This is a genomic window from Streptomyces sp. NPDC101234 (genome assembly GCF_044767525.1).
Lineage (GTDB): Bacteria > Actinomycetota > Actinomycetes > Streptomycetales > Streptomycetaceae > Streptomyces > Streptomyces sasae.
On the sequence record NZ_JBIWOA010000007.1, the window covers coordinates 332,370 to 351,409 of the forward strand.

A 19,040-nucleotide genomic window follows, 5' to 3' on the forward strand; every position below is an offset into this window, starting at 1 on the left:
TTCCCGGATTCCGGCCCGGTTCACGCGATGGTGTGATCATGTGCCGTGCTGCGGATGGCCGTCGAGGCGCCCGGGTAGAGCCCCGGCCATGACGCAGCCGTTCGAACTCCCGCACTTCTACATGCCGTATCCCGCGCGGCTCAATCCGCATCTGGAGGAGGCACGGGCCCATTCCACCGAGTGGGCCCGCGAGACGGGCATGCTGGAGGGGTCCGGGATCTGGACCCAGGCCGACCTGGAGGCCCACGACTACGGCCTGCTGTGCAGCTACACCCACCCCGACTGCGACGGCCCCGCCCTCTCGCTGATCACCGACTGGTACGTGTGGGTGTTCTTCTTCGACGACCACTTCCTCGACATGTACAAGCGCACCCAGGACCGCGCCGCCGGCAAGGCCCATCTCGACCGGCTCCCGCTGTTCATGCCGCTCGACCTCGCGACACCCGTGCCGGAGCCGCGGAACCCGGTCGAGGCGGGCCTCGCCGACCTGTGGGCGCGCACCGTGCCGTCGATGTCGGCCGACTGGCGCCGCCGGTTCTCGGTCGCCACCGAGCACCTGCTGAACGAGTCGATGTGGGAGCTGTCCAACATCAACGAGGGGCGGATCGCCAACCCCGTCGAGTACATCGAGATGCGCCGCAAGGTCGGCGGCGCCCCCTGGTCGGCGGGGCTCGTCGAGTACGCCACGGCCGAGGTGCCCGCGGCCGTGGCCGGCTCGCGACCGCTCAGGGTGCTGATGGAGACCTTCGCCGACGCCGTCCATCTGCGCAACGACCTGTTCTCCTACCAGCGGGAGGTCGAGGACGAGGGCGAGAACAGCAACGGCGTGCTGGTCCTGGAGACCTTCTTCGACTGCTCCACCCAGGAGGCCGCGGACACGGTCAACGACATCCTCACCTCCCGCCTCCACCAGTTCGAGCACACCGCCCTCACCGAAGTGCCCGCCCTCGCCGCCGAGAAGGGCCTCACCCCGGGCGAGGCCGCCGCGATCGCCGCCTACACCAAGGGTCTGCAGGACTGGCAGTCCGGCGGCCACGAATGGCACCTGCGCTCCAGCCGCTACATGAACCAGGGCGCCACCCCGACCTCCCCCTGGCACCACCTCACCGGCCCCGGCACCTCGGCCGCCGACATCGGCGCCCTGCTCGCCTCGGCGGCCGCGGAGCGCCTGCGGGCCTACTCCCACGTCCCCTTCCAGCAGGTCGGGCCCTCCCTGCTGCCCGACTTCCACATGCCGTACGAGGTCGAACTCAACCCGCACCTCGACGCCGCCCGCCCCCGGCTGACCGCCTGGATGCACGGCACCGGCATGCTCTCCGAGGGCGTCTGGGACGAGGACAAGCTCACCGCCAGCGACCTCGCGCTCTGCTCCGCCGGCCTCGACCCCGACGGCACCGCCGAGGAACTCGACCTCAGCGCCCAGTGGCTGGCCTGGGGCACCTACGCCGACGACTACTACCCCCTCGTGTTCGGCACCCGGCGCGACCTGGCCGGCGCCCGGCACGCCACGGCCCGCCTGTCCGCCTGCATGCCGCTCGCCGGTGAACCCGTTCCCGTCCCGGTCTCCGGTATGGAGCGCGGCCTGATCGACCTGTGGGCCCGTACGAGCGCCGGCATGAGCCCCGACGACCGGCTCTTCCTCAGGCAGTCCGTCGACACGATGACCGAGAGCTGGCTCTGGGAGCTGTCCAACCAGCTCCAGCACCGCATCCCCGACCCCGTCGACTACCTGGAGATGCGCAGGGCCACCTTCGGCTCCGACCTCACCCTGAGCCTGGCCCGCCGCGGCCACGGCCCCGCGATCCCCCCGGAGGTCTACCGCACCGGCCCGGTCCGCTCCCTGGAGAACGCCGCCATCGACTACGGCATGCTCGTCAACGACGTCTTCTCCTACCAGAAGGAGATCCAGTACGAGGGCGAGCTCCACAACGCGATCCTCGTCGTCCAGAACTTCTTCGGCGTCGACTACCCGACCGCACTGCGCGTCGTGCACGACCTGATGACCCAGCGGATGCGGCAGTTCGAACACGTCGTGGCCAACGAACTCCCGGTCGTGTACGACGACTTCGAGCTGTCGGCCGAGGCACGGGAGGCCATGCGGATCTACGTCCACGACCTGCAGAACTGGATGGCCGGTGTCCTCAACTGGCACCGGCGGGTCGACCGCTACAAGCCGGACCACCTCGCCCGCCGCGCCCACGGCTTCCTGCCGGACCGACCGCCGCTCGCGCCGAGCCTCGGTGTCGGCTGACGGGCCGCCACCGGACTTCCGTCGTCACCGGAGGAGGGCGGTGTACAGGTGCTGGGCGCGCTCTGCCTGCTGTGGGTCGCCCAGCCACTCGAACTCCTCGGTCAGTTCGAGCAACGGCGACAGATCGAGGTCCTTTCTGCTGCCGGGACGGAGCAACTCGCTCTGGTCCATGACGATCTCGTCCAGCCGGCGGATCAGGGCCACTCTGGCGTGTTCCGTCAGGCCCTGGTCGGCGGCCAGCCGGGTCCAGGTCGAGAGCGGTTGGCCGGCCGGGTCGCCGGGCACCTCGTGCCGTACCGACTCCCACAAGGGCGGCCGGGGGTGCGGGTCGAGCAGGTCGTAGGCACAGCCCTCGTCCGCGTTGAGGAGGAGGAAGTCGGGCTCGGTGCGCAGCAGGGCGGTGTGCAACATGCCGACCAGTTCGACCGGGGAACGGTCGGGCAGGCCCAGGGCGGCGCGGAGTTCGGCGCGCTCGGCGTCGATGCCGTGGTACTCCCGTATCTCGTCCTCGATCTCCGCCACGTGCGCGAGGATCGCCTCCTCGCCGTCCGCCGGAGTCAGGCGCAGACAGTCGCGCCAGCCCGGCAGGCCGATCACGATCTCCAGCGCCTCGTCGACGGACGAACCCATGATCCCGGCCGAGCCCTCCGAGTCCGCGTACAGCAACGAGCCGTCCGGGCAGACGAAATACGTGCCGCCCGTGTCGCAGCCGGCCACCACCTCCAGTGGGCCGCCGGAGGCGAGACGGACCGGCTCGCCATGGCCGTCGGCGGCCCGGCCCAGGTCGAAGTTGAAGGGGAACGCCGCCAGTTCGGCCAGGCGGCGGTGCTGCCGGAGCAGCCGGAGGCAGTGATCGGTCATGTCACAGAACGTAACAGCCGCCACTGACAACGGCCTCCGGCCGCGACCGGGAGTGCCGCCGCCCCGGGCTCAAGCCGACGCGCGTACCCGCTCCGAGGCGTGCGCGACGGCCGCCCGCGCCAGCGCCCGCACCACCGGATGCGGACGCGAGCCGTCACCCGACAGCTCCGGCTGGAAGAGCGTGGCCAGGAAGAAGGGATGGCCCGGCAGTTCGGCGACACGGACATGGCCGTCCTCGTCGTGGCCAGACAGCCGCAGCCCGTGGGCGCGCAGGGTGTCGAGGTGGCGGGAGGGGCCGTACGCGCAGAAGTACCGCTCGACCGTGCGCCCCGAGCCGATCGCCGACTCGGCCAGCGAGCCCGGCTCGACGGTCACCGCCCCCTCGTGGCCCACCAGCGAGCAGGCCAGCGGCGCGATGAGGAGATCCTCGGCGTCGGGGTCGTTCTCCGCGTGTGCGACCCGGGTCAGGCCGCACACGTTGCGGGCGTACTCCAGGAGCGCGTGCTGGAAACCCCCGCAGGTGCCCAGGAAGGGGATGCCCTCCTCCCGGGCGGTACGGATCGCCCGCAGCACACCCGCCTCGCTGCGGTACGGGCTGCCCGGCAGCACCCACACCGCGTCGAAGCCGCGCACCGCGTCCTCGGCCTCGGCGTCCTCGGACGGGATCCAGTACGCGTCGAGGACCAGCCGGTCGCGCTCGGCGAGCGCGTCGAGAAGGAGCGGGACCCGGGTGTGCGACACGACGTTGGGGGAGCGGTCCCCGACCAGGGCGATCGTGGCGGTCCGAGCTGCTGAGTTCGTCATGCCCTCATCGTGGGCGCCGAGCGTGATTCACGTCCAACGATGATTCACGCACTCTCGATAAGCGTTGCTGATGCGATCCTGTACGGCATGGACCCGCACCTCCTGCGCACCTATGTCACCGTGGCCCGTCTGGCCTCCTTCTCGGAGGCTGCCCGCGAACTGGGCTACACCCAGTCCGCGGTCTCCCAGCACATCGCCGCCCTCGAACAGGACCTCGGCGCGCCGCTGCTCACCCGCCGCCCGGTGAACCCCACAGCAGCCGGCGAACGCCTCCTGGAGCACGCGGGCCCGCTGCTGCTGCGCCTGGCGGCGGCCCGCGCGGACGTCGTACGGATGGCCGCCGCACCCGCGCCCGGCCTGACACTCGCCGCCACTCCGACCGCGCTCGGCCCCGCCGTGCTCGCCGCGCTCCCCGCCGCGGGCGTCACCCTGCGCGTCCTGCCCCGCGACGAGATCCCGGCCGCCGTCGCCACCGGCACCGCCGACCTGGGGCTGCTCGACGGTCTGGCCGCCCCCAGCGACCCCCTGCGCCTGCCCGACGTGGCACCCCTGACCACACACGGCGTCGGCGAGGAACCCGTCGCCGTCCTGCTCCCCGCCGGACACCCCCTCGCCGGCCGCCCGGGCCTGCGCCTCGCCGACCTCGCCGACGCCCGCTGGCTGGACGCACCCGACGCGGCCCTGCCCCTCGCCCAGCTGCGCGCCGCGACCGGCGGCGGCGTCTTCCGCTCTGCCCTGCGCTACGACGGCTCCGACGTCCGCACCCTGACCACTCTCACCGCCACCGGTCACGGCCTCACGCTGCTGCCCCGTCGCACGGCCACCGGCGTCCCCGGCACGGTCGCCGTCCCCGTCACCGCACCCCGGGTCGTCCACCGGGTGGAACTGGTGTACGGCGGGACGCCCGTGGGAGCGGCGGCGGACCTGGTGACAAGCCTTCTCGACAGCGCCTGGGACGCAGGCGAAGGCTAAGGATTCCCGCCTCTGACCATGGGTCAGTCTCACTCGTTCGTGTCTCGTCGCGCCCGCGTGCGCCGGGTAGAGCTCGGGCTGGAGGCGAACCATGGAACAGACCGCTTTGCGTCCCAAGCCGATCCCCGGTCAGGAACGACAGGAACGACAGGAACGAGGGGACGAAACCCCGGCCGACCCGGCCCGGCGACCACACGCCGCGCGCCGCCGCGCCGGCCGGATCAGGACCCTGGTCTTCGGATCGTTCGTAGGCACGGTCCTGGTGCTGTCCGGGGTCGGCATCGGCACGGTCGGCGCCACGGTGATCGGCATGAGCAGACTGGCCGAACTGAAACACCAGGCCCCACAACCGATGTCCAGCCCTGCCCCGTCCCTCACCCCGAGCCCGTCGTGGACGGTCGGCGCGACGCTGGGCGTGGAGGTGGTGGACGCGGAGAAGGTGGGAGCCGTGGTGGTGGGCGTCCATGTGCCCGGCCCGGGCTACGCGGCGGGCCTGGTGCGAGGCGACGTCCTGCTCCAGCTCGGTGACAACCGGGTCGACAGCGCCGCCGACCTGGCCCGCGCGGTGGCCGGGGCCCACCCGGGGAAGGAGGTCAAACTCACGGTGCGACACGAGAGCGGGGGGTACCAGCAGCTGACCGTGGTGCCGGGCGTCGTCACTTGAGAACGCCCGCAGGGACGCGCCCCGCAGGGGCGCTGGGGGCACCCCCGGCCGAAGGCTGGGGGTGGAACTGCGCGACCAGCCACGACGCAGCCGTATTCGCCGTACGGCCGAGACGCACAACGGCGTTTCCGCGCAAACCAGCTCGCGCGCGCCCTCCTCTCCGGGCAGGATGCATGCCGGGGCCCTACAGTCCCCTCACTCGCACAGGGAGGCCCGGATGACCGGCAGCAAGCCCGCGCCCTTCACCGCCGGCGACTACAGGTCCCGCATGACGCGCGCAGCGCGGACCGCCGCGGACGCCGGCCTCGCGGGCCTCCTGATCGCCCCCGGCCCCGACATGGTGTGGCTCACCGGCTACACCCCCACCGCGGTCACCGAACGGCTCACCCTTCTCGTCCTGACCCCCGACCGGGACCCCGTCCTGGTCGTCCCGACCCTGGAGGCCCCCGACGCCGCGAAGTCCGACGGCTCGGCCGTCCTGACCCTGCGGGACTGGACCGACGGCAAGGACTCCTACGCCGTGACCGCCGACCTGCTCGCGAAGGACGGCCGGTTCGGTATCAGCGACAACACCTGGGCCATGCACCTGCTGGGCCTGCAGAAGACACTCCCGGACACCTCGTACGCCTCCCTCACCGACGCGCTGCCCATGCTCCGCGCCGTGAAGGACGCGGCCGAACTCGAACTCCTCGCGGCCGCCGGAGCGGCTGCCGATGCAACGTTCGAGGAGATCCGCAAGGTTCCCTTCGCCGGCCGCCGCGAGTCCGACGTCGGCCATGACCTCGCCGGCCTGCTGCGCCGCTTCGGCCACGAACTGGTCGACTTCACCATCGTCGGCTCCGGCCCCAACGGCGCCAACCCGCACCACGAGGTCGGCGACCGGGTCATCCAGGACGGCGACATGGTCGTGCTCGACTTCGGCGGCCTCAAGGACGGCTACGGCTCCGACACCACCCGCACCGTGCACGTGGGCCCGCCGACCGCCGAGGAGCGCGAGGTGCACGACATCGTGCGCGCCGCCCAGGAGGCCGGCTTCCGGGCCGTACGCCCCGGCGTCGCCTGCCAGGAGGTCGACCGGGCCGCCCGCGCGGTCATCACCGACGCCGGGTACGGCGAGTTCTTCATCCACCGCACCGGCCACGGCATCGGTGTCACCACGCACGAGCCGCCGTACATGATCGAGGGCGAGGAGCAGCCCCTCGTGCCCGGGATGTGCTTCTCCGTGGAACCCGGCATCTATCTGCCCGGCCGCTTCGGGGTGCGGATCGAGGACATCGTCACGGTGACCGAGGAGGGCGGGCGTCGTTTCAACAACACCGCCCGCGAGATGGTCATAGTGGACTGACCGACCCGGCTCCGGGAACACCCGCTCGCCCCTACCCCACCCCGAACGGCAACGGCGCGATCCATGACCCAGGCACCGACACCCACCGCGGACACCGTCCGCCGACTGGTCCGTTCGCTGCTCAAGGAGAGTGCGAACGGAACCCCGGGACCGGACGTCCGGCCCGTCGCCGAGGGCGGCGAGCACTCCACCTGGTGGGTCGGCACCCGCCATGTCCTGCGCCTCGCCCCCGACCGTGAGGCCGCGCTGCGCCGGCGTTGCGAACTGCGCCTGCGCGACCTGGTGCGCCCGCATCTGCCGGTCGCCGTCCCGACCAGCGTCGCGCACGGCGAGTGGGCACCGGGGCTGACGTACACCCTCGACATCGCGATCCCCGGGGGCACGGCCGAGGAGCACGACGTCTCCGCCGTCGGCGAGGCCGATCTGGCCGGGCTGCTCACCGGGCTGCGCGAGGTGCCGGTACGGCAGGCCGAGACGCTCGGCGTGCCGCGCACCCCTCCGCGCTCCCTGGAGGCGCTGCGCCGGATGGCCGTCGCCGCCGCCGAACGCCTCGCCGCCGCCGACGAGTTCGACCCCGGCCGGCTGCACCAGCTCACCCCGCCGGGCGCGGCCCAGCTGGCCGCGCAGCCCGGTGCCGCCGTGCTGGCCCACCACGACCTCAAGGGCGAGCACCTGGTGGTCAGCGCCGACGGCAGGGTCCGCGGTGTCCTCGACTGGACCGGCACGGCCGTGGGCGACCCCGCCGAGGACATCGCCGGGCTCGCCCTCGCGGTCGGCTCCGGCGCGGCCGTCCGCGCCGCCACCCTCGCCGGCTACGGCGCCCGCCCCTGCCTGCGCGGTCTGTGGCTCGCCCGCTGCGACACCGTCATCCGTCTCACCGACCGTCTGGAGGGCCGCGACGACAGCCCCCTGCAGTTGCTGCGCATCCGGCTCGGGCGGGCCTGGGAGACGATCCTGCTGGAGCGGGTGACGGAGCTGCGCGAGGACCCCGAGGACGACGAGCAGCTCTAGCCGGGAGCTCTGGCCGCGCCGGTGCTCACACCTGGGTCAGCACCACGCACGACTCGCCCGGCACCCGCAGCACCCCGTCGGCGTCCGGGGCCGCCACGGTGTCCCACGCGGCCAGCACCTCCACCTTGCCGCTGCCGAGCGGGATCGCCGCCGGTTCCTTCCCCAGGTTGACCGCCACTCGTACGTCCCCGCGCCGGAACGCCAGCCAGCGCGCCCCGTCGTCGTAGGCCACCTTGGTGTCGGCCAGGTCGGGATCGGTGAGGTCCGGCTGCTCGCGGCGCAGGGCGATCAGCCTGCGGTACCAGGCCAGCACGCGCGCGTGCGGCTCGCGTTGCGGCTCCGACCAGTCCAGGCAGGACCGCTCCCGGGTCGCCGGGTCCTGCGGGTCCGGCACGTCCTCCTCGGCCCACCCGTGCGCCGCGAACTCCCGCCGCCTGCCCCGCCGTACCGCCTCCGCCAGGTCCGGGTCCGTGTGGTCGGTGAAGAACTGCCAGGGGGTGCCGGCCGCCCATTCCTCGCCCATGAACAGCATCGGGGTGAAGGGCGCGGTCAGGGTCAGCGTGGCCGCACAGGCCAGCAGGCCGGGCGAGAGGGTGGCCGAAAGCCGGTCGCCCTGGGCGCGGTTGCCGACCTGGTCGTGCGTCTGCGTGTAGCCGAGCAGCCGGTGCCCCGCCACCCGCGCGCGGTCCAGCGGCCGGCCGTGGTGCCGGCCGCGGAAGTCGGAGTACGTGCCGTCGTGGAAGTAGCCGCCGGTGAGCGTCTTGGCGAGGGCGCCGAAGGAGTCACGCGCGAAGTCGGCGTAGTAGCCCTGGGACTCGCCGGTCAGGGCGGTGTGCAGGGCGTGGTGGAAGTCGTCGTTCCACTGCGCGTCCAGGCCGAGCCCGTGCTCCGCGCGGGCGGTGATGACGCGAGGGTCGTTCAGGTCGGACTCGCCGACGAGGAACAACGGCCGGCCCGACTCGCCCGCCAGGGCGGCCACGGCCGACGACAGCTGCTCCAGGAAGTGGCACGCGCGCGTGTCGCGCAGCGCGTGCACCGCGTCCAGACGCAGCCCGTCGATCCGGTAGTCCCGCAGCCAGGCCAGCGCGCTGCCCACCAGATACGCGCGCACCTCGTCCGAACCCGGGGCGTCCAGGTTGACCGCCGCGCCCCAGGGCGTGTGGTGCGTCTCCGTGAAATACGGCCCGAACGCGGGGAGGTGGTTGCCCGACGGACCGAGGTGGTTGTGGACGACGTCCAGGACGACGCCGAGTCCGAGTTCGTGCGCCCGGTCGACAAACCGTTTCAGCGCCTCGGGTCCGCCGTACGGCTCGTGCACCGCCCACAGCGAGACCCCCTCGTATCCCCAGCCGTGCCGGCCGGGGAACGGGCAGAGCGGCATCAACTCCACGTGGGTGACGCCCAGTTCCGCCAGGTGGTCCAGGCATGCGGCGGCCGCGTCCAGGGTGCCTTCCCGGGTGTACGTGCCCACGTGCAGCTCGTAGAGCACCGCGCCCGGCAACGCACGTCCCAGCCACGCGGCCCGCCACTCGTACCGGGTGTGGTCGACGACCGCGCTCAGTCCGTCCGGGCCGTCCGGCTGGCGGCGCGAGCGCGGGTCGGGCCGCACCGGTCCGTCGTCCAGCGCGAACCCGTACCGCGTGCCGTCCTCGGCGTCCGCCTCCCCGGCCCACCAGCCCGGCCGCCGCGGGTCGCGGTCCAACGCGCGCGTGGCGCCGTCGCAATGGAGCGTCACACGGTCTGCCTGCGGTGCCCACACCTCGAACTGCACGGACGGTCCCCTTCGTCTGGCTCATCGTGAGGTAGTACGTCCATCGTGCCGCGAAAGGCGATCAGTCCGCTTTGAATCCCGGCTTTCCCGGCGGGTGTCGCCGTACGTACGCGCGCGTGGCGGCCGTTTCCCCGTTTTCTGGACACCCGGGGTTCACTGACCCAGAATCAGCACCGTGACGTCGTCCTTCGAGTTCAACACCTATCCCGCGCGGTTGTCCGACGCGGAGCGTGAGAAGGCGCTGAGCGTGCTGCGCGACGGCGTCGTCATGGGACGGCTGTCGCACGACACCTTCGTACGCCGCATGGAGCTGGCGCTCGCCGCCCGCCGCGTGGACGAACTCGCCGCGCTCACCGCCGACCTGCCCCAGGAGAACCGCTTCGCGCGCGTGTTCTTCGGCACCGTCGAGGCCGTCTCCGGGTTCACGGTACGGCTGCGCCGGGCCTGGCAGGCCGAGCGGCTGCCCAAGCTGCTGCTGCCGCACCCGGGCGCCGGGCACCCGCTGCGGATCGGCCGCGACCCCGCCAACGGGCTGCGGCTCAGCCACGACACGGTCTCCCGGGTGCACGCCGAACTCCGGCATCAGGGGGGTCTGTGGGTCCTCAGGGACCTCGGCTCCACCAACGGCACGACCGTGAACGGCCGCCGGGTGACCGGCGCCGCCGTCGTCCGCGAGGGCGACCAGGTGGGCTTCGGCCGCATGCACTTCCGCCTCGCAACCGGCTGAAGGAACCGGCCCGACCGTGCCGTCGCCCCGTCCGCACCGTCTGCTCATGACCGGCTGAACAGTCCGGCCCGGACCTGCCGTCGGCTCGGGACCGGCCGAAGACGTCCCGTCCGCACGCGACTCTCCGAAGGCGTCCGGGGCGGATGAGGGTGTCGCTCCCCGCGGTTCGAGCGCGGCTTTCCGATCGTGGTCGGGTGGACGCGTACCGCGCGGGCCGGCTCCGTGGGCGCGGTCGGCGGGCGTGCCTCGCGTGGTGTGGCTTCTCGCTCGTGAGCGGTCGGGCGGCGTTTGCGTGTGCAGGTTTTCCGCCGTCGGTTGCGCGGATGCGGCCCGTGTGGGACGGCCTCCGCTCAGTCGGCTGAATGCACACCCTGCAGATGGGCCTCCTGCTCACAGCCGGCTGAACACGTGCCGCTCCGCTGGGCTTTTCCCCCGCTCTCGTCCGAACGCCTCCCGCGCGGTGGCCGAAAAGCGTTTGTCCGTCGCAGTGTTGACGTACCTCCCAAGTCGTGACTCACTGTGCGTACGCCATGTACATCATGTGAACCGACGGCACCGCATTGTGGAGGTGTGTTCTGCCGCCACTCCTCCGCTACCCGTCCGTGGACGAGCTCGCCTCCCGGGCGGCCGCGCTGGTTGCCGACCGTCCGCGGGACGCCCGGCTGCGCAGGGTCGGGACCTCCCGCGCGGGCACGCCGATGTGGCTGCTTTCCATCGGTCACGGCAGCCGGCACGCCCTCGTCGTCGCGGGCCCGCACGCCAACGAACCCGTCGGTGGCGCCACCGTGCTACGGCTGGCCGCCCGGGTCCTCGACAACCCACGGCTCACCGAGGACGCCGACGTCACCTGGAACCTGCTGCTGTGCCTGGACCCGGACGGCTCGCGCCGCAACGAGGGCTGGCTCGCCGGGCCGTACACCCTGGGCCACTACTTCCGGAACTTCTTCCGGCCCGGCTTCCTGGAGCAGCCCGAGTGGCTGCCCGACGGGGCCGACGCCGTGGCGCTGCCCGAGACCCGTGCGCTCCTCGACGTCCAGGACGAACTGCGGCCCTTCCTCCAGTGCTCGCTGCACGGCGTCGACGTCGGCGGCGGCTTCGTCGAGCTGACCCGCGACCTGCCGGGCCTCGCCCAGCGCCTCGCGCACACCGCGAACCGGCTCGGCATCCCCCTCGAACTCGGCGCCAACGACACCCTGTACTGGCCCACGCTGGGCCCGGCCGTCTACCGTGTGCCGCCGCCCCGCCGGGGCGATCCGGCCGCCGCCATCACCGAGGCGGCCGTCGAGTCCACCTGGTTCCACCCGCACCGGCACGGCACGGTCACCGCCATCGTCGAGGCGCCCATGTGGGGTGTCACCGCCGTCCAGGACGGCGCACCGCCCGCGGACCGCGACGCGGCGCTGCGTGCCGCCAGCAGGGCCCTGCGCGAGGACACACGCCTCCTGGACGACGTCCTGGCCCGGGTCCGGCCCCAGCTGTCCGCGGCACCGGACGCGGCCCGTCTGCTCCCGCCGGTCGACGACTTCCTGCTCGTCCGCCCGGGCCTCGCCGACGCCTGGGACCCCGACACCGATGCCGGCAGCGCGCGCCCGCTGCCCCCGCTCAGCACCGCCCACCTGGTCGCCCTGCGCATCGCCGGGCGCCGACTGGTCCTGCGCACCGCAGGGCTGCTGCACCAGCTGCTGCGCAGCACCGGCCACGACCCCGCCGGCGCCCTGCCCGACCTGGACCGGCTGATCGACACCTGGTGCGCGGACTACCACGAGAACCTCGGCGCCCGCTGGATCCCGGTCGCACGGCAGGCCGAGTACCAGACACGCGTGGTCCTGAGCACATTCGAACTGGCGCATCGCCACGCGCGCGTGCTTGCTCGTTCGGGTGAGCCGGACTGGGGCGCCGAGGCCGCCGTGCCGATGCACCGGGAATGACCCATCTGATCAGAGCGACAGCGGCCGGCGGTGCTCTGCTGGCGGCCGCCGCCCTCCTCGTCACCGCACCGGCGCAGGCCGCCCCCGGCCACACACGCGACGGCGACTACCTCAACCTGACCATCAGCAAGGAGGGGGACGGCCGGGCCGGCGGCACGCGCGGCACGCTGCTGCTGTGCGACCCGCCCCAGGGGCACTCCCGCGCGGCCGAGGCCTGTGCCGAACTCGCCGCGGTGGGCGGTGACATCACGCGCATCGCCCCGGCCAAGGGCGCGATCTGCCCGATGATCTACGCCCCGGTCACCGCGCAGGCGCGCGGCGAGTGGAACGGCCGGCCGATCGAGTACCGCGAGACGTTCTCCAACTCCTGCGTGATGGCGGCCCGCACCGGCCCGGTCTTCGCCCTCGACGGCTGACCCCCGGGGCGGCGTGCGGTCCACCCCGGTCCCCGGTACCGGCCCCGAGCCCTCACGCCGCCCGCTCACGCGCGTGCTGCGCGGCCGCCAGCACCGTCCGGGCCTGGTGCTCCACCTGGCGCTCCACCGGCACCCAGCGGGCCCGGAAACGCTCTGCGTAGGCGTCGCACCAGGAGGCCACGAGCTCCTCCAGGCGCGGCGCCGCGCGGTCGTCCGCCTCCCGCAGTACCCGCAGCAGCATCGACGCCGCCCGCAACGGCAGCCGCCGCCCGAAGGCGTCCACACTGCCGACGTACGCCATCGTGGTGTCGATCGGCTGCCGTTGGATCCAGTCCTCGGCCAGCCCGGGGATCAGCCCCAGCGCCCAGCGGGCGGCCCGCAGGAGCGGTCCGTCCAGGCCGTCCAGCCGGGGCAGCGTCTCGGTCAGCACCCGCTCCACCTCCCGCGAGTCCTGCAGCAGCCGGCGTGCCAGCCGCCGCATCGCCGCCGCCGGCGCCGGGTGCGGTGCCGGGTCGTCGACCAGGTCGCTCGCCCACATCGGCACCTCGACCACCGCCGTCAGACCGCCGTAGCGGTGTGCGTGGTACCAGGTGCTGTGCCGTGCGTCGTCCGGCATGCTCGGGTAGGCCACCCCCGAGTCCGGGCCTGGCATCACCCGGACGCCCGGCCCGGAGGCGGGCCAGCCCGCGGCGTCCGAGGCGCCCGTCTCCACCGGGATGTGCAACTCCGCGGCCGACTTGGCGAACGGCTCGGCGAGCCCCGGCACGTCCTTCGTCAGTTGCACCCAGCTGCCGCCCAGATCGGTGCCGTGCAGGGTCACCTGGAGGTAGGGGCGCAGTTCGTCGATCACCCCGAGCAGTGCCACGGTCTCCGGCGGCAGCCGGTCCGGCGGCAGCACCGACGGCGACCACTCCGGCTGCTCGGGGCCCGCCGGACGGTAGAAGCCGAGGTGGTAGTCGAGCAGGCTGCGCGGGGCCGGGGTGACGTGCAGGCTCGCCCCGTCCGGGTCCGCGCACAGCAGGAAGTGCCAGGACGTCTCCGCCCGTAACTCCCGCTCGTTCAGCACCCGCTCGGCCAGGACCTGGAGCGTGCCGCCCCCGGTCGGTTCGTTGGCGTGGGCGCCCGCGACCACCAGGACCGCCCGCCGGGAGTGCCCCACGGACAGCAGGTGCAGCGGTCTGCCCGCGCGAGAGACGCCGATCTGCCGCAACGTGCACAGGTTGGGCCGGTGAGCGGCCAATGCCCGGGCGGTCGCGGTCAGTTCGGGAACACTGGGGTAGCGCAGCTCCGGCAGGAGACTCACCCCCGACTTGTCCGCCCGGCTTCGCATTTCCCAGTCCCGCACGGCATAGGTGAACTGTCAAGAACCTCCCGGGGGAGGCTCCAGGGGGCGCCCAGGGGCATGTGCGGCAGGCCGGCAGGGCGGTTGGCGCCGATGGGGGTGCAAAGCCATTACGGGGCGCGGAACGGTTCCGCGCGCCGTTACGGACGCCGGCCGAGCCCGGCGAGTTTCGGCAACCTCCCGAACCGGCCCCACATTCACTCGTACGGGTGAATGTGGGGGGCTTGGTCCCCGTCTCCCACTCGCTCCAGCAGCACCACCGGCAGCCCCTCGAAGAGCTCGGCCACGCGCGCGTGCCCCGTGAACTCCCGCCGCGGCGTCAGGGCATCCGCCCACCGCCCCGGCGGCAGCGGCAGCACCGTGTCCCGCCAGCCGCCCGCCGCGGCCAGCCGCAGCGACAGCCGGGTCACCGCCGTGACCACCTCCCCGGAGCGCGTGAACGCCAGACAGTGCGCCGCGGCCGGCCCCTCGGCGGCCAGCGGCGCGTACGTCGCCGTGTCGCCGAAGACGTCCGGACGCCGTGCCCGCAACCGCAGCGCCGCTGCCGTCAGCGCGTCCTTCTCGCCCGGGTGTCCGAGCGGGAAGGAGACCGGCCGCCGGTTGTCCGGGTCCACCAGTGCCCGGTACTCGCCCTCCGTGCCCTGGTAGACGTCCGGCACGCCCGGCATCGTCAGATGGACCAGAGCCGTGCCGAGGACGTTCGCCCGGACATGCGGCCCCAGGGAGGCACGGAAGGCCGTCACACGCTCGCCCGGCGCCCCGCACGGCCCCGCCGCGACGAACGAGGCCACCGCCTCCTCGTACGGCGGCTCCTGCTCGGTCCAGCTCGTGTACAGGCCCGCCTCCCGCACATGCTTCAGCAGCGCCCCCTGCACCCGCTCGGGGTCCGCCGGGCCCAGCCCGAACACCGTCTGCCAGGCCGCCCAGGCCAGCTGCGCGTCAGGTACGCCCTCCCCGTCCCGGGTCACCTCCGTCAGCACGTCCGCCCACCGCTCCGGACACTCCGTCAGCACGGCCAGCGCCGCCCGCACGTCGGCGCTGCGCTTGGTGTCGTGCGTCGTCACCACCGTCCCGGTGAGCGGCCAGTCGCGCTGCACGCGCGCGCAGTACGCGTGGAAGGCGTCCGGGGACACCCCCGGACCGCCGGGATCACCACCCACCTCGGTCGCCGACAGCAGGGGTACATAGCGGTAGAACGCCGTGTCCTCGACGGACTTGGCACGCAGCGCCGAGGCGGTCTGCGCGAACCGCACCCGGAACTCCGCGGGCCCCGGTCCGTCCCCGCCCACCAGCAGCCCGCGCACCACGTCCACCGCCCCGGCCTCCTCGGGCACCAGGAAGGCCTGCCGGGCCTCCTCCGCGGCCTGCTCGGTGACGACGGCGGCCACGTCACCGGAGGCGTACGGCCGGTACACCCGCATCCGCACCAGCAGCTCCTGCAGCGCGGTGCGCAGCGCCCAGGGCGCCCGGTCGCGCAGCGCGGGGTCCGGGGACGTCGCGCACACGCGCGTGGCCACCCGCGTCAGCCGGTCCGTCTCGGCCGCCAGCTCGTGCGTGAGCACCCTGTACGCCGCCCGCCGCACCGTCGCCGCCCAGTCGCCGCCCCGGTCCGTCTGCGGGGCCGCGAACCGCCGGTACTGGCCGAGCAGTTCACCGGCCCCCGCGGGATCCGTGAACAGGCCGTCCACCTGCCGCAGCGCGTCGTACCCGGTGGTGCCTGCGACCGGCCAGCCGGCCGGCAGGTGCTCGCCGTCGGCCAGGATCTTCTCCACGACCGTCCAGCGCCCGCCGGTCGCCTCGTGCAGCCGGGCGAGATAGCCGTCGGGGTCGGCGAGCCCGTCGGGATGGTCGACGCGCAGCCCGTCCACCACTCCCTCGTGCAGCAGCTGGAGGATCTTGGCATGGGTGGCCTCGAACACCTCCGGGTCCTCCACCCGCACCCCGATCAGCTCGGAGATGCTGAAGAACCGCCGGTAGTTCAGCTCGGTGCGGGCCAGCCGCCACCACACCGGGCGGTACCACTGGGCGTCCAGCAGCTGCGGCAGCGGCAGCTCCCCGGTGCCCTCCCGGAGCGGGAAGGCGTGCTCGTGATAGCGCAGCACGTCCCCGTCGACCACGAGCTGCCCGAGCACGTCGCCGACCGGTCCGCCGAGCACCGGCAGCAGCAGCTGCCCGCCCTGCGCCTCCCAGTCGACGTCGAACCAGCGCGCGTACGGCGACTTCGGGCCCTCCCTCAGGACCTCCCACAGGGCGTGGTTGTGGCGGGGGGACATGGCCATGTGGTTCGGCACGATGTCGATGATCAGGCCGAGACCGTGGGCTCGCGCGGTGCGGGCGAGTGCGCGCAGTCCCTCCTCGCCGCCGAGTTCCTCGCGCACGCGCGCGTGGTCCACGACGTCGTAGCCGTGGGTGGAGCCGGGGACGGCCTCCAGGACGGGGGAGAGGTGGAGGTGGGAGACGCCGAGCGAGGCGAGGTACGGCACGGCGGAGGAGGCTGCCGAGAAGGGGAAGCCGGGCTGGAGCTGCAGTCGGTAAGTGGCCGTCGGGACGGTGGGGGCGGTTCGCTCGGCTGTCATACGGATGTATGTACCCGTCTGGTTGGGTTCTGTGTCACAGTGCGGGCCCGGTGGGGGCTGGTCGCGCAGTTCCCCGCGCCCCTGACGGGGCGCGCTTATGCGGGCCTCTTCAGGACGGTCAGGCTCCGGCCCACCAACGTGAGTCGCGCCCCCGCGTCCACCTTCGATCCCGGTGGCACCGCCTCGGTGAGTGCCGTGTCGACCACCGCTTCCCACTCGCGGCCGTGGTTCACCGGGACCACGAAGTCCAGCGGGTCCGGTGACGCGTTGAACATGAGCAGGAACGAGTCGTCGGCGACGCGTTCTCCGCGCGGGCCCGGTTCCGAGATCGCGTTGCCGTTGAGGAACACCGTCAGGGCCGACGCCTGTGCCGAGTCCCAGTCCTGCTGGGTCATCTCGTGGCCCTGGGGGGTGAACCAGGCGATGTCGGAGAGCTCGTCGTGAGTGCCTTCCACCGGGCGGCCGTGGAAGAAGCGGCGGCGCCGGAAGACCGGGTGCTCCTTGCGCAGCCTTGCCATCGCGCGGGTGAAGGACAGCAGGTCGCTCTCGTCGTCGGGGGCCGGCCAGTCCACCCAGGACACCTCGTTGTCCTGGCAGTACGCGTTGTTGTTGCCCTGCTGTGTACGCGCGAACTCGTCGCCGTGTCCGATCATCGGCACGCCCTGGGACAGCATCAGCGTGGCGGCGAAGTTCCGCATCTGGCGGTCGCGCAGTTCGAGGATCGCGGGGTCGTCGGTGTGTCCCTCGACCCCGCAGTTCCACGAGCGGTTGTGGCTCTCGCCGTCCCGGTTGTCCTCGCCGTTGGCCTCGTTGTGCTTGTCGTTGTACGACACCAGGTCGTGCAGTGTGAAGCCGTCGTGGCAGGTCACGAAGTTGATGGAGGCCAGCGGGCGGCGGCCGTCGTCCTGGTAGAGGTCGGAGGAACCGGTGAGGCGGGAGGCGAACTCGGCCAGTGCGCGGGGCTCGCCCCGCCAGAGGTCGCGCACCGTGTCGCGGTACTTGCCGTTCCACTCGGTCCACAGCGGCGGGAAGTTGCCCACCTGGTAGCCGCCCTCGCCCACGTCCCACGGCTCGGCGATCAGCTTCACCTGGGAGACCACCGGGTCCTGCTGCACCAGGTCGAAGAACGACGACAGCCGGTCCACCTCGTGGAACTGCCGGGCCAGGGTCGCCGCGAGGTCGAAACGGAAGCCGTCGACGTGCATCTCGGTGACCCAGTAGCGCAACGAGTCCATGATCATCTGGAGGACGTGGGGCGAGCGCATCAGCAGGGAGTTGCCCGTGCCCGTCGTGTCCATGTAGTAGCGCGGGTCGTCCGTCAGGCGGTAGTAGGACTGGTTGTCCAGGCCGCGGAAGGACAGGGTCGGGCCCAGGTGGTTGCCCTCGGCGGTGTGGTTGTAGACCACGTCCAGGATCACCTCGATCCCGGCCTCGTGCAGTGCCCGGACCGCCGACTTGAACTCCAGGACCTGCTGACCGCGGTCGCCCCAGGAGGCGTACGAGTTGTGCGGGGCGAAGAAACCGATGGTGTTGTAGCCCCAGTAGTTGTTCAGTCCCATGTCGACCAGCCGGTGGTCGTTCACGAACTGGTGGACCGGCATCAGCTCCAGCGCCGTGACGCCCAGTTCGGTGAGATGCCCGATGATCGCCGGGTGCGCCAGGCCCGCGTAGGTGCCGCGGAGCTCCTCGGGCAGGCCCGGGTGGCGCATGGTCAGGCCCTTCACATGGGCCTCGTAGATCACCGTGTGGTGGTACTCGGTGCGCGGCCGCCGGTCGTCGCCCCAGTCGAAGTACGGGTTGATCACCACCGACGTCATGGTGTGCGGCGCCGAGTCCAGGTCGTTGCGGCTGTCGGGGTTGCCGAAGCGGTAGCCGTACACCTCCTCGCCCCAGCCCACCGACCCGCTGACCGCCTTCGCGTACGGGTCGAGCAGCAGCTTCGCCGAGTTGCAGCGCAGACCGCGCCCGGGGTCGTACGGGCCGTGCACCCGGAAGCCGTAGCGCTGCCCGGGCATCACGCCCGGCAGGTACGCGTGCCGGACGAAGGCGTCGCTCTCGCGCAGCTCCACCGCGGTCTCGGAGCCGTCGTCGTGCAGCAGACACAGCTCCACTCGGTCCGCGGCCTCCGTGTACACCGCGAAGTTGGTCCCGGCGCCGTCGTACGTGGCGCCGAGCGGATATGCCTCTCCAGGCCAGACCTGCATGAAGTCGACTCTTCCAGGTGTGCCTTACGCCCGGGGGCGCCTTGGTCATGAGTCTGCCCGAAAGTAATGGAACCCCAGGTGACTTACGCCCCTCTTACCCCGCGACCAGTGCACACAGCGACCCATGTGGCGAAGTGTGCCGAACCAGTGGGGCCGACACGTACTCCC

General features: G+C 72.7%; 14 protein-coding genes. 8 read left to right on the forward strand and 6 right to left on the reverse strand.

Going from position 1 to position 19,040, the window contains the following annotated elements; translation table 11 throughout:
* Nucleotides 1-88: 88 nt before the first annotated feature.
* On the forward strand, nt 89-2,251 hold the full coding sequence (gene cyc2, locus ACIRR9_RS15980; protein WP_403751600.1) for a germacradienol/geosmin synthase Cyc2: 2,163 nt from the start codon (nt 89-91) through the stop codon (nt 2,249-2,251).
* 24 nt (nt 2,252-2,275) lie between these two features.
* Here the strand turns inward: cyc2 and ACIRR9_RS15985 are convergent, their stop codons facing one another.
* Both ACIRR9_RS15985 and ACIRR9_RS15990 read right to left on the reverse strand, forming a co-directional pair.
* A complete protein-coding gene (locus ACIRR9_RS15985; protein WP_403751602.1) occupies nt 2,276-3,112 on the reverse strand; it encodes a hypothetical protein in 837 nt (278 codons plus the stop codon).
* A 69-nt stretch (nt 3,113-3,181) separates the two neighbouring features.
* Nucleotides 3,182-3,916: a hypothetical protein gene (locus ACIRR9_RS15990; RefSeq protein WP_403751604.1), complete on the reverse strand. Its 735-nt coding sequence runs from the start codon at nt 3,914-3,916 to the stop codon at nt 3,182-3,184.
* An 87-nt stretch (nt 3,917-4,003) separates the two neighbouring features.
* Between ACIRR9_RS15990 and ACIRR9_RS15995 the strand changes: the two genes are divergently transcribed.
* From ACIRR9_RS15995 to ACIRR9_RS16010, 4 genes are all read left to right on the forward strand, one after another.
* Nucleotides 4,004-4,888 carry a LysR family transcriptional regulator gene (locus ACIRR9_RS15995; RefSeq protein ID WP_403252534.1) on the forward strand — a complete coding sequence of 295 codons (885 nt, stop codon included), beginning with the start codon at nt 4,004-4,006 and terminating at the stop codon, nt 4,886-4,888.
* Between the two features lie 91 nt (nt 4,889-4,979).
* Nucleotides 4,980-5,552: a PDZ domain-containing protein gene (locus tag ACIRR9_RS16000; RefSeq protein WP_403751606.1), complete on the forward strand. Its 573-nt coding sequence runs from the start codon at nt 4,980-4,982 to the stop codon at nt 5,550-5,552.
* A gap of 217 nt (nt 5,553-5,769) precedes the next feature.
* Nucleotides 5,770-6,897, forward strand: a complete 1,128-nt coding sequence (locus tag ACIRR9_RS16005; protein ID WP_403751608.1) for an aminopeptidase P family protein — start codon at nt 5,770-5,772, stop codon at nt 6,895-6,897.
* Nucleotides 6,898-6,960: 63 nt separating this feature from the next.
* Nucleotides 6,961-7,908 (forward strand): aminoglycoside phosphotransferase family protein, encoded by a 948-nt coding sequence (locus ACIRR9_RS16010; RefSeq protein ID WP_403751610.1) that lies wholly within the window; start codon nt 6,961-6,963, stop codon nt 7,906-7,908.
* A 25-nt stretch (nt 7,909-7,933) separates the two neighbouring features.
* On the opposite strand, the gene treZ is transcribed toward ACIRR9_RS16010, so the two are convergent.
* A complete protein-coding gene (gene treZ / locus ACIRR9_RS16015; RefSeq protein WP_403751612.1) occupies nt 7,934-9,679 on the reverse strand; it encodes a malto-oligosyltrehalose trehalohydrolase in 1,746 nt (581 codons plus the stop codon).
* 175 nt (nt 9,680-9,854) lie between these two features.
* Between treZ and ACIRR9_RS16020 the strand changes: the two genes are divergently transcribed.
* From ACIRR9_RS16020 to ACIRR9_RS16030, 3 genes are all read left to right on the forward strand, one after another.
* Nucleotides 9,855-10,406, forward strand: a complete 552-nt coding sequence (locus tag ACIRR9_RS16020; protein ID WP_123973115.1) for a DUF1707 and FHA domain-containing protein — start codon at nt 9,855-9,857, stop codon at nt 10,404-10,406.
* 602 nt (nt 10,407-11,008) lie between these two features.
* A complete protein-coding gene (locus tag ACIRR9_RS16025; protein ID WP_403751614.1) occupies nt 11,009-12,334 on the forward strand; it encodes a M14 family zinc carboxypeptidase in 1,326 nt (441 codons plus the stop codon).
* A complete protein-coding gene (locus tag ACIRR9_RS16030) occupies nt 12,331-12,750 on the forward strand; it encodes an SSI family serine proteinase inhibitor (protein WP_403751616.1) in 420 nt (139 codons plus the stop codon). The genes ACIRR9_RS16025 and ACIRR9_RS16030 overlap by 4 nt, the downstream gene beginning before the upstream one ends.
* Nucleotides 12,751-12,802: 52 nt before the next feature.
* Here the strand turns inward: ACIRR9_RS16030 and ACIRR9_RS16035 are convergent, their stop codons facing one another.
* The 3 genes from ACIRR9_RS16035 to glgX form a co-directional block, all read right to left on the reverse strand.
* Nucleotides 12,803-14,053 (reverse strand): M14 family zinc carboxypeptidase, encoded by a 1,251-nt coding sequence (locus ACIRR9_RS16035; protein ID WP_403751618.1) that lies wholly within the window; start codon nt 14,051-14,053, stop codon nt 12,803-12,805.
* Nucleotides 14,054-14,289: 236 nt separating this feature from the next.
* The gene (gene treY / locus ACIRR9_RS16040) at nt 14,290-16,668 is read right to left on the reverse strand and encodes a malto-oligosyltrehalose synthase (RefSeq protein ID WP_403751620.1); all 2,379 of its coding nucleotides are present in this window, start codon (nt 16,666-16,668) and stop codon (nt 14,290-14,292) included.
* A gap of 95 nt (nt 16,669-16,763) precedes the next feature.
* A complete protein-coding gene (gene glgX, locus ACIRR9_RS16045; RefSeq protein ID WP_403751622.1) occupies nt 16,764-18,872 on the reverse strand; it encodes a glycogen debranching protein GlgX in 2,109 nt (702 codons plus the stop codon).
* Between the last annotated feature and the right edge of the window lie 168 nt (nt 18,873-19,040).